This is a genomic window from Pseudonocardia lacus (assembly GCF_018531445.1).
In the GTDB taxonomy this organism is placed as follows: Bacteria; Actinomycetota; Actinomycetes; order Mycobacteriales; family Pseudonocardiaceae; genus Pseudonocardia; species Pseudonocardia lacus.
In genome coordinates, this window is record NZ_JAHDTH010000030.1 from 24,657 (window position 1) to 45,971 (window position 21,315).

A 21,315-nucleotide genomic window follows, 5' to 3' on the forward strand; every position below is an offset into this window, starting at 1 on the left:
CGGACCGTCACCTCAGCCGGCCGCCTCGAGCTGGCCCTTGACCGACTCCTGCAGCTCGGACCAGGACTTCTCGAACTTGTCCACGCCCTCGTTCTCCAGCGCCAGGAAGACGTCGGTGAGGTCGACGCCGACGCGCTCCAGGGCGTCGAAGACCTCCTGGGCCTCGGCCGCGGTGCCGGTGACCCGGTCGCCCTGGACCTCGCCGTGGTCGGCGAACGCCCTGAGCGTCTTCTCCGGCATCGTGTTGACCGTGTCGGCCACCACGAGCTCGGTGACGTAGAGGGTGTCGGAGTAGTCGGGGTTCTTCACCCCGGTGGAGGCCCACAGCGGCCGCTGCGCCTTGGCCCCCAGCTTGACCAGGTTGTCCCAGCGCGCCCCGGTGAACGCCTCCTGGAACGCGGCGTAGGCCAGCCGGGAGTTCGCCACCCCCGCCTTGCCGCGCAGCGCCAGCGCCTCGTCGGTGCCGATCGCCTCCAGCCGCTTGTCGATCTCGGAGTCGACCCGGGAGACGAAGAAGCTGGCCACCGAGCTGATCCGGGACAGCTCCTGGCCGTTGGCCGCGGCCTGCTCCAGGCCGTCGAGGTAGGCGCCCATCACGGCGCGGTAGCGCTCCACCGAGAAGATCAGCGTCACGTTCACGCTGACGCCCTCGGCCAGCGACTGGGTGATCGCCGGCAGGCCGGCCTCCGTGGCCGGGATCTTGACCAGCAGGTTGGGCCGGTCGACGGCCTTCCACAGGTCGATGGCCTGCGCGGTGGTGGCGTCGGTGTCGCGGGCGATGGTCGGGTCGACCTCCAGCGAGACCCGGCCGTCGACGCCGCCGGTGTTCTCCCAGGTGCCGCTGAACACGTCGCAGGCCTGCTGGACGTCGGCGACGGTGATCTCGCGGATGGCGTCCTCGACGGTGGCGCCGCGCGCGGCGAGCTCGCGCACCTGCTGGTCGTAGGCGGCGCCGTCGGACAGCGCGCTCGCGAAGATCGTCGGGTTGGTGGTGACGCCGACGACCGAGTAGTCGGTGATGAGCTGCTGCAGGTTGCCGGTCTGCAGCCGCTCCCGCGACAGGTCGTCGAGCCAGATGGACACGCCGGCCGCGGACAGGGCGGCCAGCCGGTCGTTCGTCATGGTGGTGTTCTCCCTTCAGGAGAGCTTGTCGAGGCTGCGACGGGCGGCGGCGACCACGTTCTCGGTGGTGAAGCCGAACTCCTTGAACAGCGTCTGGTAGTCCGCGCTGGCCCCGTAGTGCTCGATGGAGATGATCTCGCCCGCGTCGCCGACGAACCGGTACCACGGCTGGGCGATGCCGGCCTCGACGCTGACGCGCGCCTTGACCGCGGGGGGCAGGACGGACTCGCGGTAGGCCTCGTCCTGCTCGTCGAACCACTCGACGCACGGCATCGACACGACCCGGGTGGGCACGCCCTCGTCCTCCAGGACGCGCCGGGCGTCGACCGCGATCTGCAGCTCGGAGCCGGTGCCGATGAGGATCACCCGCGGCTCGCCGGAGGACGCCTCGGCCAGCACGTAGCCGCCGCGGGAGACGCCCTCGTAGGAGGTGCCCTCCAGGGTCGGCACGTTCTGCCGGGTCAGCGCCAGGCCCTTGGGGCCTTCCGGGTTCTCCAGGGTCGCCCGCCAGGCGTGCGCGGTCTCGTTGGCGTCGCCGGGCCGGACGAACGCCAGGCCGGGGATCGCGCGCAGGGCCGCGAAGTGCTCGATCGGCTGGTGGGTGGGGCCGTCCTCGCCGAGGCCGATCGAGTCGTGCGTCCACACGTAGATCACCGACGACTTCATCAGCGCCGCGAGTCGCACGGCCGGGCGCATGTAGTCGCTGAACGTGAGGAAGGTGCCGCCGTAGGGTCGGGTCGGGCCGTGCAGCGCGATGCCGCTGAGGATCGCGCCCATCGCGTGCTCGCGCACTCCGAAGTGCAGCGTGCGGCCGTACGGGGTGGCGTCCCACATCTTCGTCTTGATCGACTCGGGGCCGAACGAGTTCGCGCCCTCCATCGTGGTGTTGTTGGACTCGGCCAGGTCGGCCGAGCCGCCCCACAGCTCGGGCAGCACGTCGGCCAGTGCCTTGAGGACCTCGCCGGAGGCCTTGCGGGTGGCCACGCCCTTCGGGTCGACCTCCCAGCTGGGCAGCGCCTTCTCCCAGCCCTCGGGCAGCGTGCGCCCGAGCATCCGGTCGAACAGCTCGGCGCGCTCGGACTCGCGCGAGCGCCAGTCGTCGTAGCCCTTCTGCCAGGCCTGGCGCGCCACGCGACCGCGGTCGATGACCTTGCGGGCGTGCGCGAGGACCTCGTCGGCCACCTCGAAGGTCTTGTCCGGGTCGAAGCCGAGGATCTTCTTGACCTCGGCCACCTCCTCGTCGCCCAGCGCCGAGCCGTGCGCCTTGCCGGTGTTCATCTTCTTCGGCGCCGGGAAGCCGATGATCGTGCGCAGCAGGATGAACGACGGGCGGCCGGTCTCGGCCTTGGCGTTCTGCAGGGCGTCGAGGATGCCGGTGACGTTCTCGCCGCCCTCGACGACCTGCACGTGCCAGCCGTAGGCCTCGTAGCGCTTGGCCGTGTCCTCCGACAGCGCGATCGTGGTGTCGTCCTCGATGGAGATCTTGTTGTCGTCGTAGATCACCGTGAGGTTGCCCAGCTGCTGGGTGCCCGCCAGCGAGGACGCCTCCGAGGTGATGCCCTCCTCGATGTCGCCGTCCGAGGCGATGACGAAGATGTCGTGGTCGAACGGGCTCTCGCCGGGCGCGGCGTCCGGGTCGAACAGGCCGCGCTCGCGCCGCGCCGCCATCGCCATGCCGACCGCGGAGGCCAGGCCCTGGCCCAGCGGGCCGGTGGTGATCTCCACGCCGGGGGTGTGGCGGTGCTCGGGGTGGCCGGGGGTCTTCGAGCCCCAGGTGCGCAGGGCCTGGATGTCGGCCAGTTCGAGGCCGTAGCCGGACAGGAACAGCTGCAGGTAGAGCGTCAGGCTGGAGTGCCCGGCGGAGAGCACGAAGCGGTCGCGGCCGACCCAGTCGGGGTCGGTCGGGTCGTGCCGCATGACCCGCTGGAACAGGGTGTAGGCCAGCGGGGCGAGGCTCATCGCGGTGCCGGGGTGGCCGTTGCCGACCTTCTGCACGGCGTCGGCGGCGAGGACGCGGACGGTGTCGACCGCGCGGCGGTCCAGGTCGGTCCAGTCGGCGGGCACCTGTGCGCGGGTGAGCGTCTCGATGTCGGTATCGGCCACGGCAACGTTCCCTCGGTCGGAGTGGGGGTGGCAGGCGGTGCGCGGCGAAGCGCCCGACTCTGCGCGCCAGCCTAGCGACGACGGTCCCCGGCATGTGATCAGCGCGTGACCGTTCATCCATCGGCTACCCACCAAGCCCGCACCCCACGCACCGGGCTATCATCGACAAGCCGTAGAACACCGCCGTTGCGACGTTCCCACCACAGTCTTTGCGAGGTAGCCGGTGACCGTTCCCGTGTCCCACGACGAGGCGCCGCGGGCGCGCGTGGAGCGGGGAGCGCGGGCGGCCCTGCTGCGGGCCCGCGACACGGTCGGCGCCTACCTCGGCCTCACCAAGACCCGCATCATCGAGCAGTTGCTGGTGGTCACGGTGCCGGCGATGTTCCTGGCCGAGCGCGGGGTGCCGTCGGTGTGGCTGATTTGCGCCACGTTGCTCGGCGGCGCCGGGTCGGCGGCCAGCGCGCACGCGCTGAACTGCGTCGCCGACGCCGACATCGACGCGGTGATGAAGCGCACCGCCCGCCGCCCGCTGGCCAAGGGGCGGGTGCCGACGCGGCACGCGCTGGTCTTCGGCCTGGTGCTCGGCGCGGTGTCGGCGCTGTGGCTGGCGCTGACCACCAACCTGCTGGCCGCCGGGCTGTCGGTGGCCGCGATCGCCTTCTACGTGCTCGTCTACACGATGCTGCTCAAGCGGCGCACGTCGCAGAACATCGTCTGGGGCGGCGCGGCCGGCTGCATGCCGGTGGTCATCGGCTGGGCCGCGGTCACCGGCACGGTGGAGTGGCCAGCCCTGGTGATGTTCGGCGTCATCTTCTTCTGGACGCCGCCGCACTTCTGGGCGCTGGCCATGCGCTACCGCGAGGACTACGCCGCCGCCGGGGTGCCGATGCTGCCGGTGGTGGCCACGGCCGAGCAGGTGTCGCGGCGCATCGTCATCTACTCCTGGGTGATGGCCGCGTGGACGCTGCTGCTGGTCCCGGCCACGTCCTGGGTCTACGCCGCGGTCGCGGTGCTCGGTGGGGCGTACTTCGTGCTGCGCGCGCAGCTGATGCACCGCGCGGTGGTGCGCGGCGTCGACGTGCAGCCCATGCGGCTGTTCCACCTGTCGAACATGTACCTGTGCGTGCTGTTCGCGGGCATCGCCGTCGACGCCGCGATCGGCCTCCCGCTGCTGTTCTCCTGACCCGCCCGCCGTCGAGAACGAAGTTGTTGTCGAGTGGACCGGTCCAAAACGACAACAACTTCGTTCTCGACGGTGGTCAGGCGGCCTTCGGGATGAGGCCGTTGGGGTCGAGCACGTACTTCTTCGCGGCGCCCTGGTCGAAGTCGCGGTAGCCCTGCGGGGCGTCGTCGATGCCGATGACGGTGGCGTTGACGGCCTTCGCGATGTGCGCCTTGTCGTGCAGGATGCTCATCATCAGCCCGCGGTTGTAGCGCAGCACCGGGCACTGGCCGGTGGTGAACGAGTGGCTCTTGGCCCAGCCCAGGCCCAGGCGCACCTTGAGCGTGCCCTCCTTGGCGTCGTCGTCGGCGGCGCCGGGGTCGCCGGTGACGTAGAGGCCCGGGATGCCGAGCCGACCGGCCGCGCGGGTGATCGACATGATGCCGTTGAGCACCGCGGCGGGGGCCTCGGTCGCGCCGGAGCCGTGCCCGGTGGCCTCGAAGCCGACCGCGTCGACCGCGCAGTCCACCTCGTTCACCCCGAGGATCTCGGCGACCTGGTCCTCCAGGGTGGCGTCCTGGGAGACGTCGATCGTCTCGCAGCCGAACGAGCGGGCCTGGGCCAGCCGGTCGGTGTTGAGGTCGCCGACGATGACCACGGCGGCCCCGAGCAGCTGCGCGGAGTACGCCGCGGCCAGCCCGACCGGACCCGCCCCGGCCACGTAGACCGTCGACCCCGTGGTCACCCCGGCCGTGTAGGCGCCGTGGTAGCCGGTGGGGAAGATGTCCGAGAGCATCGTCAGGTCGAGGATCTTCTCCAGCGCCCGGTCGCGGCTCGGGAACTTGATCAGGTTGAAGTCGGCGAACGGGACGAGCACGTACTGCGCCTGCCCGCCCTCCCAGCCGCCCATGTCGACGTAGCCGTAGGCCGAGCCCGCGCGGCCCGGGTTGACGTTCAGGCAGACGCCGGTGTGGCCCTCGCGGCAGTTGCGGCAGCGCCCGCAGGCGATGTTGAACGGGACCGTGCAGATGTCGCCCACGTCGAGGAACTGCACGTCGCGGCCCTTCTCCACGATCTCGCCGGTGATCTCGTGGCCGAGGGTCTGCCCCGGTGGGGCCGTGGTGCGCCCGCGGACCATGTGCTGGTCGGAGCCGCAGATGTTGGTCGAGACCGTGCGCAGGATGACCCCGTGGTCGGCCTGTCGGCTCATCCCGGTCGCCTTCGCCACCTCGGCCGGGATCTCCAGCGTCGGTACGTCGTGGTCCTCGACCTCGACGACGCCCGGCTCCTTGTACACGACGATCTTGTTGCCGCTCATGCGTAACCTCCTCGTCCGACCCGCCCGGCGTACTCGCATGCGACGGCGCTCACAACCGGAGCCGCCCGGGTGGGTGCATTCGGGCCCCACCCCGCAGGCCCGAACGCACCTGCACCCCTATCCGGTCGACCAGGTGCGCGCTACGCCCCCAGCACGTGCCGGTCGAGGAACTCGATGATCGTCTCGTACCAGGCGACGGAGTTCTGCGGGCGCAGGATCCAGTGGCCCTCGTCGGGGAAGTACAGGAACCGGTGCGGCAGGTCCTCCGGCTCGCCGTCGTGGCGCTCCACGAGCTCCCACCACAGCCGCAGCGCCTCGCCGATCGGCACCCGGTAGTCGCGGTCGCCGTGGATCACCAGCATCGGCGTGCGGATGTCGGCCGCCGCGGCGTCCGGCGTGTTGGCGCGGCTCTGCGCGGCCGTCATCTCCCGGCGCCAGTAGAACGGGGCGTCCGTGGTCGGCCCGAACTGGTCGAGCGCCCACAGGCTGGCGTGGGTGACGACCGCGGAGAAGCGGTCGGTGTGCCCGGCGATCCAGTTGGCCATGTAGCCGCCGAACGAGCCGCCCATCGCCGCGGTCCGGGAGGCGTCGATGTCGGCGCGGGCCTCGGCGGCGTCGGTGACGGCCATCAGGTCGGTGTAGGGCTTCTCGCCCCAGGTGCCCCAGCCGCGGGCGATGAAGTCCAGGCCGTAGCCGGTGGACAGCGCCGGGTCGGGCAGCAGGACCGCGTAGCCGCGGGCCACCAGCACCCACGGGTTCCACCGCCAGTGCCAGGAGTTCCAGCTGCCCAGCGGGCCGCCGTGCACCCACAGCAGCAGCGGGGCCGGGGTGTCCCCGGTCGCGGAGTGCGGCAGCGCCAGCCACGCGCGCAGCGGCGCGCCGTCCTCGGCGGTCGTCTCGACCTCGGTGAGCCGCCCGGGCAGCTCCGGGTCGGCGCCGGGGGAGAGCAGCCGGACCGGCTCCTGGCCGGGGACGGCGGCGTCGACCCGCACCGGGGCGGGCGGCGAGTCGTAGGAGCTGCGCAGCGCGTAGACGTGGCGGCCGTCGGGGGAGACGACGGGGTCGGTGTAGGCGCCGTCGTCGCCGGTGAGCCGGGTGACCTCGGCGGTGGCGAGGTCGATGCGGAACAGCGGGGACCGGCCGTGGTCGTCGGCGGTGACGACGACCGCCGAGCCGTCGGGCACCCAGGCCAGCTGGCTCACCCACCGGTCCCACCCCGGCGCGATCTCCACGGCGTCGCCGCCCTCGACGGGGACGACCACCAGCCGAAGGTCGACCGGGGTCGTCGGGGTGGAGTGGCGGTCGCGCAGCAGCGCGACCCGGGTGCCGTCCGGGCTGACCCGCGGCGCGACCCAGTCGTGGCCGCCGCCGTCGAGCAGCACCCGGCGCTCGCCGGTGGCGACGTCGATCGCGACGAGCGCGACGCGGTTCGCCCCGCGGCGCTCGGCGATGCGCCACTCGGTGATGAGCGTGCGGCCGTCGGGGGTGATGTCGTGGGAGGTTTCCACCAGCGCCCCGGACGGGTCGGGCGTGAGGTCGCGCCAGTCGACGCGCGGCTCGACCAGTTCGTCGGCGGCCTCGTCGCCGGTGGCCTCCTCGTCGGTCGTCTGGTCGACGTCGGCGCCCGCGACGGGGACTCCCGGGCCGGCGGCGAGCAGCCGTGGCTCGTCGGGGCCCAGGTCGTGGTCCCAGAACCGGACCGGGTGGCCGGTGTGCAGGATCGCGCTCAGCTTGCGGTCCTTGCGTTCGGTGCGCAGCTTCTCGTCGTCCTCGGCCGAGGTGGCGCCGGGCATCGTCATCGAGGTGGCGGCGATGGTGCCGGCCCGGCGGGCCACCACGACACCGCCGATTCCGCCGGGGCGCGTGCCGATCAGGCGGGCCTCGCCGCCGGCCGCGGGCAGCCGCCACAGCGCCGACGGCGCGTCGTCGGGCTGGTCCTTGGCGTCGGGGTCGGGTCGGGCGGCGCTGAACAGCAGGTCGCCGTCCGGGGCGAACACCGGGGCCGATTCCCCGCTCGCGCCACGGGTCAGCCGGTGCGCCGGCCGCTGCCCGGTCGGGTCGACCTGCCAGAGCGAGGAGCGCAGCGTGGTGCGCTCGGCGTCGGTCACCGTGACGGTGGTGACCAGCCGGCTGCCGTCGGGTGCGAGGGCGAGCCCGGCCAGCCGGGGCAAGGCGACGAAGTCCCGGGGGTCGTCGAAGGGGGTGCGGAAGCGAGTGCTCACCTCCGGCAGCCTTCCCCATCGGCGGCCCCTGATCGACCCGGCTGCACCGGGACCCGCCGACGTCAGGGGAGCATCAGGGGATCAGCAGCACCTTCCCGGTGGTCCGACGGGCCTGCAGGTCGGTGTGCGCGGAGGCCGCCTCGGCCAGCGGGTACCGGTGCCCGATCCGCACGTCCAGCGAGCCGTCCGCGACGGCCGAGTAGACCGCGGCGGCGCGTGCCCGCAGCTCGTCGGGCGTGGCGATGTAGTCGAACAGCTTGGGCCGGGTGAGGTAGACCGAGCCGGCCTGGTTGAGCCGCTGCGGGTCCAGCGGCGGCACCGGCCCGCTGGAGGCCCCGCACAGCACGAGCATCCCGCGCTTGCGCAGCGCGGCCAGGCTGGCGTCGAACGTGGACGCGCCGACGCTGTCGTAGGCGACCGCGACCCCGGCGCCGCCGGTCAGCGCGCGGACGGCACCGGCCAGGTCGTCGACCTCGGTGTAGCGGACGACGTCGGCGGCGCCGGCCCCGCGGGCCAGCTCCTCCTTCTCGGCGCTCGACACGGTGCCGATCACCCGGGCGCCGCGGGCCGCGGCGAACTGGGTCAGCAGCAGGCCGAGCCCGCCCGCCGCGGCGTGCACCAGCACGTCGTCGCCGGCCGCGACGGGGTAGGTGTCGAACACCAGCGCGTGGGCGGTCATGCCCTGCAGCAGCGCGCCGACGGCCACCTCGTCGGAGACCCCGTCGGGCACCGGGACGGCGCGCTCGGCCGGCACCGCGACGACCTCGGCGTAGCTGCCCGGGCACTCGGCCCAGGCCACGCGGTCGCCGACGGCGAACCCGTCGACGCCCTCGCCCACCTCGCGGACGCGCCCCACGCCCTCCAGCCCCAGCACGCGGGGCAGCGGCAGCGGGTAGATGCCCTCGCGGTGGTAGGTGTCGATGTAGTTCACCCCGGCCGCGGCCACCTGGACCAGCAGCGTGCCGGGGCCGGCGGTCGGGTCGGGCAGCTCGGCGGTGGTCAGGACCTCCGGTCCGCCGGTCTCCGAGATCTGGATCGCGCGCATGGCGGCATCATGCCCCGCTGCGGGCGCCCTCGGTCAGGACCGGCTCACCGGATCCGGGGCCCGGCACCACGGCGTCGGCCGGCCCGGTACTCGGTCCGGTGGTCGCGGCGGGCGGCGCGGGCCGCTCGGTCAGCGCGACCCACAGCCCGGCCGCGGCCACCGTCACCAGGCCCGCGCCGAGCACGTGCAGCGCGGCCAGCGCCTCCGGGACCCCGAGCGCGTACTGCGTCCCGCCCAGCGCGCCCTGCGCCAGCACGGCCGCCACCAGGATGGCGAAGCGGCGGGTGACGATGCGCGGGGCGGCGGTCGCGCGGAGCGCGAACCCGAGCCCGATCAGCAGCCCGAGGTAGCCGAACAGCAGGTCGGCGTGCAGCTGGGCCAGCGGCGCGACCGCGATGCCCAGCCGCGGGGTGGCGGCGTCGCCGGCGTGCGGACCGGCCGCGGTCACCAGCGTGCCGGCGACCAGGAGTGCGCCCAGCACGAGGGTGCTGGTGGCCACCAGACCCCGTACGGCCCCCGGGACGAGCGGGCGGGCCGGTCCCGGCCCGTCGGACACGGCGGCGACCAGCAGCACCGCCAGCCACGTGAACACCATCGAGACCAGGAAGTGGACCGCCACGCTCCACCAGACCAGCCCGCTGAGCACCACGAACCCGCCGATCACGGCCTGGGCGACGATTCCCAGCGGCTGGGCGACGGCCAGCCACACCAGCCGTCGCCGCCGGGGGCGCAGGGTGAGGGCCGCGAGCATGGCCAGCCCGGCCGCCAGCACCAGCGAGATCGACAGCAGCCGGTTGCCGAACTCGATCCACTGGTTGAGCGCGTCCACCTCGGGGTGCGGGGTGGGCACCAGGCTCCCGGGGAAGCACTCCGGCCAGGTCGGGCAGCCCAGCCCGGAACCGGTCACCCGCACCACCGCGCCGGTGACGGCGATGCCGGCCTGCCCGACCACGGTCACGATCGCGAGCGCACGGATCAGCGGCAGGGGGACCACCGGCAGCCGGTTCACTACGGCTTGTAGAACCACGAGACGATGGTAGGTGCTGGGACCGCGGCCGGCGCCGGCGACTCCGCGGGAACGGTGCCTGCTGTGTGCCGCCTGCTGGGTGCCCTCGTCAGCGCAGCCGGACCGCCCGCACCGCGACGGCGGCGGCCACGACCGTCCAGCCGAGCAGCACCAGCACCGGTCCCGGGTCGGGCACGGCCCCGGTGGTCAGCGTCTCGCGCAGGCCCTCGGCCAGCGCCCCGGAGGGCAGCACCGCGCCCGCGGCGGCCAGCGGCCCGGGCAGCCGGTCGAGCGGGATCGCGATCCCGCCCCCGACCAGCAGCAGGAACCAGACGAGGTTGGCCACCGCCAGCACGATCTCGGCGCGCAGCGTCCCGCCGAGCAGGATGCCGAGCGCGCCGAACGCCGCGCAGCCCAGCACGACCAGCAGCAGTGCCCAGCCCAGGCCGGCGGGCTCGGGCCGCCAGCCGAGCCCGGCGGCCAGGCCGCCGAGCAGCACCATCTGCAGCGCCACCACGCCCAGCACCGCGGCCAGCCGCCCGGCCACCAGCAGCCAGCGCGGCAGCGCGGTCGCGGCCAGCCTGCGCACGACGCCGTAGCGGCGGTCGAAGCCCAGCGCGATCGCCTGCCCGGTGAACGCCGTCGACATCACGGCCAGCGCGAGCACGCCCGGGGCCACCGCCGCGATCCGCGGCTCGGGCAGCGGCACGACGTCCACTGTGGACAGCCCGACCAGCAGCACGACCGGGATGAGCAGCGTCAGCAGCACCTGCTCGCCGTTGCGCAGGGCCAGCCGCATCTCCGTGCCCGCCTGCGCGGCCAGCATGCGCCCCGGGGACCCGCCGCCGGGGCGGGGGCTGAACGTGCCGGGCGGGAAGGTCGGCCCGGCGGTGGCGGGCGGAGTGGCGGGCGGGGTGGTCACGAGCGCAGCTCCCGTCCGGTCAGCTCCAGGAAGACGTCCTCCAGGCTGCGCCGCGCCACCTGGACGTCGTCGGCGAGCGCGCCCTGCTCGGCGCACCACCCGGTGATCGTCGACAGCACGCCCGGGTCGATCCGCCCGCGCACCACGTACCGGCCGGCTATGGGCTCGTCGGCCCCGTAGCCCGCGGGCAGCGCCGCGGCCAGCCCGGCGACGTCCATGCCGGCCCTGGCCCGGAACCGCAGCTCCTGCTGCTCGGTGGTCGCGGTGAGCGCCACCGGGCTGCCCTGGGCGACGACCCGGCCGTGGTCGACGATGACGACCTGGTCGGCCAGCTCCTCGGCCTCCTCCATGAGGTGGGTCGTGAGCAGCACCGCCACCCCGTCGCGGCGCAGGGCGCCGATCAGCTCCCACACCAGCCGCCGGCCCTGCGGGTCCATGCCGGCGGTGGGTTCGTCGAGGAAGACCAGCTCGGGGCGCCCGACCACGGCGCAGGCGAGCGCCAGGCGCTGCTGCTGGCCACCGGAGAGGCGCTTGTACGGGGTGCGCGCGCACGAGTCCAGGCCCAGCACCGCGCTGAGCCACCCGACGTCGAGCGGGTGCGCCGAGCACGCCGCCACCAGCCGCAGCATCTCCGCCGCCCGCACCCCCGGGTAGGCACCCCCGCCCTGCGGCATGACGCCGATGCGGGCGCGCAACGTGTCCGGCGCGCCCGCGGGGTCGACCCCCAGCACGCGCACCTCCCCGGCGTCGGCGGTGACGAACCCCTCGCAGACCTCGACGGTGGTCGTCTTGCCGGCGCCGTTGGGCCCCAGCAGCGCCAGCACCTGTCCGGCGGCCAGGTCGAGGTCGAGCCCGTCGACCGCGGTGGTCCGGCCGTAGCGCTTGACCAGGCCGCGGACGCTGACGGCGGGTGGGGACGAGCTCACGCCGGGAGTCTAGGCCGTCCGTGCTGATCTTGATCGGGTCACGGGTGGCGCGTCAGGGGCACCTCGGCGGACGAGAGCGGTTCTCGTCCGATCTGGTTGGACGAGAGCCGCTCTCGTGCGGGTCTACGGCGTCCCGGCGGCGGGTTTGGGGGCGTGGCCGGGGAGGGCGTCGATGTCCGCCCCGTGCTGGCCGGCCAGCCGGCTGCGCTGGAAGGCCAGCAGCACCACCAGCATCAGCAACCCGGCCAGCATGGCCAGGGGCAGCTGGAAGACGCGGAAGTTGAAGTCGGCGCCGGTGGGCGGCACGCACAGGGCCAGTACCGCGGAGGCGGCCAGGATGGTGCGGCGGTAGATGGGCAGGCCCTTGGTGGCGGCCAGGGGGATGACCGCCCACAGCAGGTACCAGGGGTGCACGACCGGCCCGAACAGCACGACCACGCCCATGCCCGCCGCCATCCCGGAGATCGCGTCGAGGCGGCCGCGCAGCACGGCGAGCAGCAGCCAGCCGGCGCCGACCGCGGCGCCGGCGAGGCCGATGCCGCGGGCGACGGCGAGGACCGAGTCGGTGTGGTCGCCCAGGCCGCCGAGGATGCCGACCTGCCCGGCGAGCAGGCCGAGGTCGGTGAACAGGGACATGCCGCTGCGCACCAGGGCCGGGGTGTCGAGGGTGGCGGCCCAGCCCAGGCCGACGCCGGTGACCAGCGACAGCACCGCGTAGAGGACGACGGTCAGCGCGGTGAGCACGGCGGCCACGACGGCGACGTCGCGCACGCGGCCGCCGCGGCGGCGGGCGATCTCGATGCCCAGGAAGCCGAGCACCAGGATGGCCGGCAGCTTGACCGCGGAACCGGCGACCACCAGCGCGGCGCCGATCAGCAGCTGCCGGTCGAGCAGGTGCGGGCCGGCGCGCAGGCCGATCTCCATGCCGGCCAGCATCAGCCCGATCATCAGCGCCTCGTTGTGGATGCCGCTGACCAGGTGGAACAGCACCAGGGGGTTGGCCGCGCCGAGCCAGAGGGCGAGGCCGGTGTCGAGCCCGCAGCGGGCGGCCAGCCGGGGCAGCGCCCAGATGATCATGGCCAGGCCGGCCAGCGCGAGCGCGCGGTGCACCAGCACGCCGAGCACGATGTCGTTGCCGGCCACGGCGGTGACCCCGCGGCCCAGCAGCAGGAACAGCGGGCCGTAGGGGGCCGGGGTGTCGCGCCAGATGGTGGGGATCGAGCGGGTGAGCGGGTCCTCCACGCCCAGCGCGCCCGCCGGGCCCAGCACGTAGGGGTCGAAGCCGCGGTCGAGGATCGCGCTCTGGGCGAGGTAGCTGTAGACGTCGCGGGAGAACATCGGCGGCGCGATGGCCAGCGGGATCGCCCACAGCGCCGCCGTGCGGGCCAGCTGGGACCGGTCCGGCGCGGGGGCGACGGCGCCGCGGGCCCGCAGCATCTTGCCGACCCACAGCCACGCCAGCACCATCGCGATGATGCCCGTGTAGCAGATGGCGATGGCCAGGGTGGCGTTGCGGCTGGGCAGCCCGAGCAGGCGCTGCCCGAACACCGGGTTCGGGACGGGCAGCGCGCCCGCCCCCAGCGCGCCCACGGCCATCAGCAGCGAGCCGGTCAGTCCGAGCCTGCGGGCGATGCGGCTCGGGTCGCGCGGCGGGGTGCTGACCACGCCGGGGCGCACCTCCTCCAGCTCGGCTGACACCATGGTCGGCAGCGTAGCGAGCAGGCCCGACGGTGACTGTGCTCACCCGGCGCCGGGGCGGGTTTGCATGGTCACCGGTAAATAGGAAACACTGGTGTTGTGAAAACAGGGCAGGAGCGCGCGCAGGCGCCGGGCGACGTCGTGTCGTCCGGGGCCGGGTCGGGCGAGCCCGCCGCCGGGCCGGCCACCGGCGACGGCCGCACCCGCGAGTCCGTGGCCCGCCTGCTCATGGAGCGCGGGCCGGTGGCCGCCGCCGAGGTGGCCGAGGTGCTGGGGCTGTCGGGCCCGGCCGTGCGCCGCCACCTCGACGCCCTCATCGCCGCGGGCGAGGCCCAGGTGGCCAAGCCGGTGAAGCGCGGTCCCCGCGGCCGGGGGCGCCCCGCGCGCCACTACACCCTGACCGACACCGGTCGCGCCCGCTTCGGCCACGGCTACGACGCCCTCGCCGTCGCCGCGCTGCGCTACCTGGGCGAGCACGGTGGCGAGGAGGCCGTGCGCGGCTTCGCCGCCGCGCGGGTCGCCGAGCTGATCGGCCCGGGCGGCCGCCAGCAGATCGCCGCGGCGCAGGGTCCCGACGCCAGGGCGAGCGCGCTGGCCGGGGTGCTCACCTCGCGCGGCTACGCCGCGCAGGCGCGCGCGGCCGGCACCGGTGTGCAGCTCTGCCAGCACCACTGCCCGGTGGCGCGCGTCGCCGCCGAGTTCCCCGAGCTCTGCGAGGTCGAGACCCGGGAGTTCGCGGCCCTGCTCGGTACCCACGTGCAGCGGCTGGCCACGATCGCCAGGGGCGACGCCACCTGCACCACGCACATCCCGTCGCCGGCCCCCGAACCCCGGCGGCGGAGCCCGGACCTGCGCACCCGAGGTCCGGACAGCACGGGCCCGGACAGCACGGGCCCGGACAGCACGAGGGGCACCGCTCCCGAGATACCCGCGCAACCCACCACGACCCCGACAGCAGGATCCCCGATAGGGAGGCAGTCCGAATGACAACGGCTCCTGAGGCGCTCACCCAGGAGGAGACGCTCGCCTCGCTCGGCCGCTACGACTTCGGTTGGGCGGACCCCGACGCGGCAGGTGCCACCGCGCGTCGCGGTCTGTCCGCCGACGTGGTCGCCGACATCTCCCGGCTGAAGAACGAGCCGCAGTGGATGCTCGACTTCCGGCTCAAGGCGCTTGGTCTGTTCGACCGCAAGCCGATGCCGCGCTGGGGCGCCGACCTCTCCGGCATCGACTTCGACAACATCAAGTACTTCGTGCGGTCCACCGAGAAGCAGGCCACCTCGTGGGAGGAACTGCCGGAGGACATCAAGAACACCTACGACAGGCTGGGCATCCCGGAGGCCGAGAAGGCCCGCCTGGTCGCCGGTGTCGCCGCGCAGTACGAGTCCGAGGTCGTGTACCACCAGATCCGCGAGGACCTCGAGCAGCAGGGCGTGATCTTCCTCGACACCGACACCGGGCTGCGCGAGCACCCGGAGCTGTTCAAGGAATACTTCGGCTCGGTCATCCCGGCCGGTGACAACAAGTTCTCCGCGCTGAACTCGGCGGTGTGGTCGGGCGGGTCGTTCATCTACGTGCCGCCGGGCGTGCACGTCGACATCCCGCTGCAGGCCTACTTCCGGATCAACACCGAGAACATGGGCCAGTTCGAGCGCACGCTGATCATCGTCGACGAGGGTGCCTACGTGCACTACGTCGAGGGCTGCACCGCGCCGATCTACAAGTCCGACTCGCTGCACTCCGCGGTCGTCGAGATCATCGTCAAGAAGGGCGGCCGCTGCCGCTACACGACGATCCAGAACTGGTCGAACAACGTCTACAACCTGGTCACCAAGCGGGCCAAGGCCGAAGAGGGCGCGACCATGGAGTGGGTCGACGGCAACCTCGGCTCCAAGGTCACGATGAAGTACCCGGCCGTGTGGCTGATGGGCGAGCACGCCAAGGGCGAGGTGCTGTCCATCGCGTTCGCCGGCGAGGGCCAGCACCAGGACGCCGGGGCGAAGATGGTGCACCTGGCGCCGCACACGTCCTCGACGATCATCTCCAAGTCGGTGGCCCGCGGCGGCGGTCGCACCTCCTACCGCGGCCTGGTCCAGGTCAACCCGCGGGCGCACCACTCGCGCTCCACGGTGAAGTGCGACGCGCTGCTGGTCGACACGATCAGCCGCTCGGACACCTACCCCTACGTCGACGTCCGCAACGACGACGTGACGATGGGGCACGAGGCCACCGTGTCCAAGGTCAGCGAGGACCAGCTCTTCTACCTGATGAGCCGGGGCCTGACCGAGGACGAGGCGATGGCCATGGTCGTGCGCGGGTTCGTCGAGCCCATCGCGCGCGAGCTGCCCATGGAGTACGCGCTGGAGCTGAACCGGCTCATCGAGCTGCAGATGGAGGGCTCGGTCGGATGAGCGTGCCCAACAACGCGCCCGAGGTCGCCGGGCTGGCCCCGGAGCTGGCCGGCGCCAAGGAGGGGCAGGGTTCCAAGCCGCTGGCCTCGGCCAGCGAGCGCTTCACCTCCTACGACGTCGAGGCCTTCGAGGTCCCCGGCGGCCGTGAGGAGAACTGGCGGTTCACCCCGATGCGCCGGCTGCGGGGCCTGCACGACGGCTCGGCGGCCTTCGACGGGAAGATCACCTACGCGGTGACCCCCGTCGACGGCGTCACCGTCGAGACCGTCAGCCGCGACGACAGCCGCATCGGCGAGGGCGGGGTCCCGGCCGACCGGGTCGCCGCGGCCGCCTGGTCGGCGTTCACCGAGGCCACCGTCGTCACCCTGGACGGCACCCCGGCCCCGGTGACCGTCTCGGTCACCGGCCCGGGGGCGGGCGCCACCGCGGTCGGGCACCTGCAGCTGCGCACCACCCCGTTCGCCGAGGCGACCGTGGTGGTCGAGCAGCGCGGGTCCGGCGCGCTGGCCGACAACCTCGAGGTCGTGCTGGCCGACTCCTCCCGGCTGACCGTGGTGGTCACCGAGGAGTGGGCCGACGACGCCGTGCACGTGGGCGCCCAGCACTTCGCGGTCGGGCGCGACGCCGTCCTGCGGGCCACCTCGGTCTCGCTGGGCGGCGACCTGGTGCGGATCACCCCCACGGTCAAGTACCGGGGCCCGGGCGGCGACGCGGAGCTGGCCGGGCTCGGGTTCGCCGACGCCGGCCAGCACCTCGAACAGCGCCTGCTGGTCGACCACGCGGTCCCCCACTGCACGTCGAACGTGATCTACAAGAACGCCCTGCAGGGCGTCGACGGCATGCCGGACGCGCGCACGGTCTGGATCGGCGACGTGCTCATCCGGGCCGCGGCCGAGGGCACGAGCACCTTCGAGCTCAACCGCAACCTCGTGCTCACCCAGCACGCGCGGGCCGACTCGGTGCCCAACCTGGAGATCGAGACCGGCGAGATCGCCGGCGCCGGGCACGCCAGCGCCACCGGTCGCTTCGACGACGAGCAGCTGTTCTACCTGCAGAGCAGGGGCATCCCGGAGGACGTGGCGCGGCGGCTGGTCGTGCGCGGCTTCTTCGGCGAGATCCTGACCCGGGTCACCGTCCCCGAGCTGCGCGAGCGGCTGGAAGCGGCGATCGAGGCCGAGCTCGCGGTCACCGGTTCCTGACCCGCCACCCCACCACAGACGACGACACGGCAACGGAGCACCCCACAGACATGTCCACCCTGGAGATCACCGGCCTGCACGTCAGCGTGGCGGCCGAGGGCGGCGCCAAGGAGATCCTCAAGGGCGTCGACCTCACGGTCCGCTCCGGAGAGACCCACGCGATCATGGGCCCGAACGGGTCCGGCAAGTCCACCCTGGCCTACGCGATCGCCGGTCACCCCAAGTACGAGATCACCGCGGGCAGCGTGACCCTCGACGGCCAGGACATCCTGGCGATGACCGTCGACGAGCGCGCCCGCGCCGGCCTCTTCCTCGCCATGCAGTACCCGGTCGAGGTCCCCGGCGTCTCGATGGCCAACTTCCTGCGCTCGGCGGCCACCGCCGTGCGCGGCGAGGCCCCGAAGCTGCGCACGTGGGTCAAGGAGGTCAAGGGCGCGATGAACGACCTCGACATCGACCCCGACTTCGCCGAGCGCAGCGTCAACGAGGGCTTCTCCGGCGGGGAGAAGAAGCGCCACGAGGTGCTGCAGCTGTCGCTGCTCCAGCCCAAGTTCGCGGTGCTCGACGAGACCGACTCCGGCCTCGACGTCGACGCGCTGCGCGTGGTGTCCGAGGGCGTCAACCGCTACCGCGCGGGCGGCGACGTCGGCGTCCTGCTGATCACCCACTACACCCGGATCCTGCAGCACATCCGCCCGGACGTGGTGCACGTGTTCGCCGGTGGCAAGGTGGTCTCCACCGGTGGCGCCGAGCTGGCCGACGAGCTGGAGCGCAACGGCTACGCCCGGTTCACGTCGGCCGGGGCAGAGACCCCGGCCGGGGTCTGATGACCGCGGTCGACACGCCCGCCGCCGCGTCCGCGCTGGACGTGGCGGCGGTCCGGGCCGACTTCCCGATCCTGTCGCGCACCGTGCGCGACGGGAAGGCGCTGGTCTACCTGGACTCGGGGGCGACCTCGCAGCGCCCGCGCCAGGTGCTCGACGCCGAGCGGGAGTTCCTGGAGCAGCACAACGCGGCCGTGCACCGCGGCGCGCACCAGCTCGCCGAGGAAGCCACCGACGCCTACGAGTCGGCCCGGGCCCGGATCGCGGCGTTCGTCGGGGCCGACCCGGCGTCGCTGGTGTTCACCAAGAACGCCACCGAGGGCATCAACCTGGTCGCGTACGCGATGAGCAACGCGGCCACGGCGGGTCCGGACGCGGCGCGGTTCACCCTCGGCCCGGGCGACGAGATCGTGGTCACCGAGCTGGAGCACCACGCCAACCTGGTGCCGTGGCAGGAGCTGTGCCGGCGCACCGGCGCGACGCTGCGCTGGTTCGAGGTGAGCCCCGACGGCCGTCTCGACCTGGACAGCGACCCGATCACCGAGCGCACGAAGGTGGTCGCGTTCGCCCACCAGTCCAACGTGCTCGGCACCGTGCTGCCGGTCGCCGAGCTCGTGCGGCGGGCCCGCGCGGTCGGCGCGCTGACCGTGCTCGACGCCTGCCAGTCGGTGCCGAACCGGCCGGTCTCGTTCACCGGCCTGGACGTCGACTTCGCGGCGTTCTCCGGGCACAAGATGCTCGGGCCGTCCGGGGTCGGTGTGCTCTACGGGCGCCAAGACCTGCTGGCGGCCATGCCGCCGTTCCTGACCGGCGGCTCGATGATCGAGATGGTGCGGATGGAGGGCTCGACCTACGCGCCGCCGCCGCAGCGGTTCGAGGCGGGCGTGCCGATGACCTCGCAGGCCGTCGGGCTCGGCGCGGCGGTCGACTACCTCTCGGCCATCGGGATGGACGCCGTCGAGGCGCACGAGGCGGCGCTGACCGGCCGCGCGCTCGACGCGCTCGCCGAGGTGCCCGGCGTGCGGGTCGTGGGCCCGACCGACCTCGTCGACCGCGGGGGAGTGGTGGCGTTCGTCGTCGACGGCGTGCACGCGCACGACGTCGGCCAGGTCCTCGACGACCGCGGCGTGGCCGTGCGGGTGGGCCACCACTGCGCGTGGCCGCTGCACCGCAGGTTCGGTGTCGCCGCCACCGTGCGGGCCAGCGTGCACGTCTACAACACCCCCGCCGAGATCGACGCGCTGGTCGACGGGGTGCGCGCGGCGCAGAAGTTCTTCGGGGTGGCGTGATGCAGCTGGAGCAGATGTACCAGGAGATCATCCTGGACCACTACCGGTCGCCGCACGGCGCGGGCCTGCGCGACCCGTTCGACGCCGAGTCGTTCCAGATCAACCCGACCTGCGGCGACGAGATCACCCTGCGGGTGCGGCTGGACGAGGGCAAGGTCGCCGAGATCTCGCACGAGACGCTGGGCTGCTCGATCAGCCAGGCGTCGGCCTCGGTGCTCACCGACCTCGTCGTCGGGCGCAGCGTCGAGGAATCGATGCGCGTGCTGACGGCGTTCCAGGAGATGGCGCAGGGCCGCGGCCAGGTCGAGCCCGACGAGGACGTCCTCGGCGACGGCGTCGCCTTCGCCGGGGTCGCCCGCTACCCGGCCCGGGTGAAGTGCGCGCTGCTGGGCTGGATGGCCTTCAAGGACGCCGTGGTGCGGGTCAGCGGCGACGTGCCGGGTACCGCTGGTGGGACGAGCGACGGGAAGGACGCGACATGAGCGAGACCGAGACCGAGACCACGGCCGGCGCACGGGCCGAGGACGGCGTGGTGCGCGGCGCGGCCGGCATGCCCGAGTCGTCGACCGCGCGCGGTGCGGATCCCTCGATCGACGACCTCGAGGAGGCCATGCGCGACGTGGTCGACCCCGAGCTGGGCATCAACGTCGTCGACCTGGGCCTGGTGTACGGCATCCAGGCCGAGGACGGGGTCGCCACCATCGACATGACGCTGACCTCGGCGGCCTGCCCGCTGACCGACGTGATCGAGGAGCAGGCCAGGGCCGCGCTCGTCGGCGCGCCGGGCAGCGGCCTGGTCGACGAGATCAAGATCAACTGGGTGTGGATGCCGCCGTGGGGTCCGGACAAGATCACCGAGGACGGCCGCGAGCAGCTGCGCGCGCTGGGCTTCCGGGTCTGACCCGCAGCTGATCAGCACCGGTCCTGAGCCGCCGTCCCCACCGGGACGGCGGCTCGCGTCGTTCACGGGGCGGCGTGGAGGTGGCAGGCTTGCGCAGCGCGCCGCCGCCGGCACCGACGACAGGACGATCCCATGGGCTCCCCGCACGACACCGCCACCGCCGCCTGCTCCTTCTGCGGGAAGGGCGCCGCCGAGGTCACCCGGCTGATCGCCGGTCCGGGCGTGTGGATCTGCGACGGGTGCGTGCGGGTCTGCCACGGCATCCTCGAAGACCTCGACGGCGCCGCGCCGGCCGCGCCCGACCCGGTGCTGGCCGAGATCGCCGAGCTCCAGCAGCGCGCGCTGAGCGGCGACCGGGCCGGCGCCGCCGGCGGCTTCGCCGCCCTGTGGGAGCGCCTGGGCCCGGACGCACCCGCCCTGCACCGGGCGACCCTCGCGCACTACATGGCCGACGCCCAGGACGACCCCGCCGTCGAGCTGGAGTGGGACCGCCGCGCGCTGGCCGCGGCCGAGCCCGCGGCCGACCCGGCGCTGCGCGGCCTGCTGGCCTCGCTGCAGGTCAACGTGGCCGCCGGGCTGGCGACCGCGGGCCGGGTGCAGGAGGCCCGCCGGCACCTGACCGCCGCGCGGGCCGCGGAGTCCGACCTGCCCGCCGACGGGTACGGCGACCTCGTCCGGGGCGAGATCGCCGCCCTGGGCGCCCGCCTCGACAGTCCCGCGGGCGGGGAGGAGCGGTAGCGGACCGCTACGCCGGGACCTGCGCGGTCCGCACCAGCACGGCCTCGAAACCGTCCCGGTGGGCGAGCGAGTACCGACCCGAGGCCACCAGGTCGTCGACCAGCGCACGGCTCCAGCCCGGTGGCCGGTCCTCCAGGTAGACGCCGAGCTTCTCGGTGGAGGTGAACACCACCAGCAGGTCGGGCGCCTCGGCGTCGATGCAGGGCCGCGGGTCGGTGCCCGGCTCGTCGCAGCCGTCGGGGACGTGCTGCGGCTGGTGAGCCGCGGCATGACCAACGGCGAGATCGCCGCGGAGCTGGCGCTCAGCGAGGCGACGGTCAAGACCCACGTGTCCGGGATGCTGACCAAGCTGGGCCTGCGCGACCGCGTGCAGGCCGTGGTGTTCGCCTACGAGAACGGCCTGGTGGACCCGAACCACTAGCGTGGAGC

The 21,315-nt window shown here is 73.6% G+C and carries 19 protein-coding genes and 1 pseudogene; 10 read left to right on the forward strand and 10 right to left on the reverse strand.

The window, feature by feature from the left end; translation table 11 throughout:
• Positions 1 to 12: 12 nt before the first annotated feature.
• Both tal and tkt read right to left on the reverse strand, forming a co-directional pair.
• A complete protein-coding gene (tal, locus tag KIK08_RS09170) occupies positions 13 to 1,122 on the reverse strand; it encodes a transaldolase (protein ID WP_214402600.1) in 1,110 nt (369 codons plus the stop codon).
• Positions 1,123 to 1,137: 15 nt separating this feature from the next.
• On the reverse strand, positions 1,138 to 3,225 hold the full coding sequence (tkt, locus tag KIK08_RS09175) for a transketolase (RefSeq protein ID WP_308257517.1): 2,088 nt from the start codon (positions 3,223 to 3,225) through the stop codon (positions 1,138 to 1,140).
• A 265-nt stretch (positions 3,226 to 3,490) separates the two neighbouring features.
• Here tkt and KIK08_RS09180 point away from each other — a divergent pair, with 265 nt between their 5' ends.
• Positions 3,491 to 4,408, forward strand: coding sequence for a heme o synthase (locus KIK08_RS09180; RefSeq protein ID WP_308257520.1), 918 nt, complete (start codon positions 3,491 to 3,493; stop codon positions 4,406 to 4,408).
• A 76-nt stretch (positions 4,409 to 4,484) separates the two neighbouring features.
• Here KIK08_RS09180 and fdhA read toward each other — a convergent pair whose 3' ends face one another.
• The 7 genes from fdhA to mptB all read right to left on the reverse strand — a co-directional run bounded on the left by fdhA (position 4,485) and on the right by mptB (position 13,527).
• Positions 4,485 to 5,705 (reverse strand): formaldehyde dehydrogenase, glutathione-independent, encoded by a 1,221-nt coding sequence (gene fdhA, locus KIK08_RS09185; protein ID WP_214402603.1) that lies wholly within the window; start codon positions 5,703 to 5,705, stop codon positions 4,485 to 4,487.
• A 140-nt stretch (positions 5,706 to 5,845) separates the two neighbouring features.
• Positions 5,846 to 7,927 carry a S9 family peptidase gene (locus KIK08_RS09190; RefSeq protein WP_214402604.1) on the reverse strand — a complete coding sequence of 694 codons (2,082 nt, stop codon included), beginning with the start codon at positions 7,925 to 7,927 and terminating at the stop codon, positions 5,846 to 5,848.
• A gap of 73 nt (positions 7,928 to 8,000) precedes the next feature.
• The gene (locus tag KIK08_RS09195; protein WP_214402605.1) at positions 8,001 to 8,972 is read right to left on the reverse strand and encodes a quinone oxidoreductase family protein; all 972 of its coding nucleotides are present in this window, start codon (positions 8,970 to 8,972) and stop codon (positions 8,001 to 8,003) included.
• A gap of 7 nt (positions 8,973 to 8,979) precedes the next feature.
• Positions 8,980 to 9,999 carry a COX15/CtaA family protein gene (locus tag KIK08_RS09200; protein WP_214402606.1) on the reverse strand — a complete coding sequence of 340 codons (1,020 nt, stop codon included), beginning with the start codon at positions 9,997 to 9,999 and terminating at the stop codon, positions 8,980 to 8,982.
• An 88-nt stretch (positions 10,000 to 10,087) separates the two neighbouring features.
• Entirely contained in the window at positions 10,088 to 10,900 is an 813-nt protein-coding gene (locus KIK08_RS09205; RefSeq protein WP_408004653.1) for an ABC transporter permease, read from the reverse strand.
• The gene (locus KIK08_RS09210; RefSeq protein WP_214402607.1) at positions 10,897 to 11,826 is read right to left on the reverse strand and encodes an ABC transporter ATP-binding protein; all 930 of its coding nucleotides are present in this window, start codon (positions 11,824 to 11,826) and stop codon (positions 10,897 to 10,899) included. The genes KIK08_RS09205 and KIK08_RS09210 overlap by 4 nt, the downstream gene beginning before the upstream one ends.
• A gap of 123 nt (positions 11,827 to 11,949) precedes the next feature.
• Entirely contained in the window at positions 11,950 to 13,527 is a 1,578-nt protein-coding gene (gene mptB, locus KIK08_RS09215; protein ID WP_214402608.1) for a polyprenol phosphomannose-dependent alpha 1,6 mannosyltransferase MptB, read from the reverse strand.
• Between the two features lie 96 nt (positions 13,528 to 13,623).
• Between mptB and KIK08_RS09220 the strand changes: the two genes are divergently transcribed.
• The 8 genes from KIK08_RS09220 to KIK08_RS09255 all read left to right on the forward strand — a co-directional run bounded on the left by KIK08_RS09220 (position 13,624) and on the right by KIK08_RS09255 (position 20,886).
• On the forward strand, positions 13,624 to 14,511 hold the full coding sequence (locus tag KIK08_RS09220; RefSeq protein ID WP_214402609.1) for a helix-turn-helix transcriptional regulator: 888 nt from the start codon (positions 13,624 to 13,626) through the stop codon (positions 14,509 to 14,511).
• Positions 14,508 to 15,935: a Fe-S cluster assembly protein SufB gene (gene sufB / locus KIK08_RS09225; protein WP_214402610.1), complete on the forward strand. Its 1,428-nt coding sequence runs from the start codon at positions 14,508 to 14,510 to the stop codon at positions 15,933 to 15,935. Before KIK08_RS09220 ends, sufB begins: the two co-directional genes overlap by 4 nt.
• Positions 15,932 to 17,134: a SufB/SufD family protein gene (locus KIK08_RS09230; protein ID WP_214402611.1), complete on the forward strand. Its 1,203-nt coding sequence runs from the start codon at positions 15,932 to 15,934 to the stop codon at positions 17,132 to 17,134. Before sufB ends, KIK08_RS09230 begins: the two co-directional genes overlap by 4 nt.
• Before the next feature lie 50 nt (positions 17,135 to 17,184).
• Entirely contained in the window at positions 17,185 to 17,961 is a 777-nt protein-coding gene (gene sufC / locus KIK08_RS09235; RefSeq protein ID WP_214402612.1) for a Fe-S cluster assembly ATPase SufC, read from the forward strand.
• The gene (locus KIK08_RS09240) at positions 17,961 to 19,247 is read left to right on the forward strand and encodes a cysteine desulfurase (protein WP_214402613.1); all 1,287 of its coding nucleotides are present in this window, start codon (positions 17,961 to 17,963) and stop codon (positions 19,245 to 19,247) included. The genes sufC and KIK08_RS09240 overlap by 1 nt, the downstream gene beginning before the upstream one ends.
• Positions 19,247 to 19,729 (forward strand): Fe-S cluster assembly sulfur transfer protein SufU, encoded by a 483-nt coding sequence (sufU, locus tag KIK08_RS09245; protein WP_214402614.1) that lies wholly within the window; start codon positions 19,247 to 19,249, stop codon positions 19,727 to 19,729. Before KIK08_RS09240 ends, sufU begins: the two co-directional genes overlap by 1 nt.
• Positions 19,726 to 20,148 (forward strand): metal-sulfur cluster assembly factor, encoded by a 423-nt coding sequence (locus tag KIK08_RS09250; RefSeq protein ID WP_214402615.1) that lies wholly within the window; start codon positions 19,726 to 19,728, stop codon positions 20,146 to 20,148. The genes sufU and KIK08_RS09250 overlap by 4 nt, the downstream gene beginning before the upstream one ends.
• A 132-nt stretch (positions 20,149 to 20,280) precedes the next feature.
• The gene (locus KIK08_RS09255) at positions 20,281 to 20,886 is read left to right on the forward strand and encodes a ClpX C4-type zinc finger protein (RefSeq protein ID WP_214402616.1); all 606 of its coding nucleotides are present in this window, start codon (positions 20,281 to 20,283) and stop codon (positions 20,884 to 20,886) included.
• Positions 20,887 to 20,893: 7 nt separating this feature from the next.
• Here KIK08_RS09255 and KIK08_RS39715 read toward each other — a convergent pair whose 3' ends face one another.
• Positions 20,894 to 21,055, reverse strand: a complete 162-nt coding sequence (locus KIK08_RS39715; protein WP_250556642.1) for a hypothetical protein — start codon at positions 21,053 to 21,055, stop codon at positions 20,894 to 20,896.
• 72 nt (positions 21,056 to 21,127) lie between these two features.
• Here KIK08_RS39715 and KIK08_RS39720 point away from each other — a divergent pair.
• Positions 21,128 to 21,307 (forward strand): annotated as a pseudogene (locus KIK08_RS39720) (response regulator transcription factor); the annotation flags it as partial.
• Positions 21,308 to 21,315 lie beyond the last annotated feature (8 nt).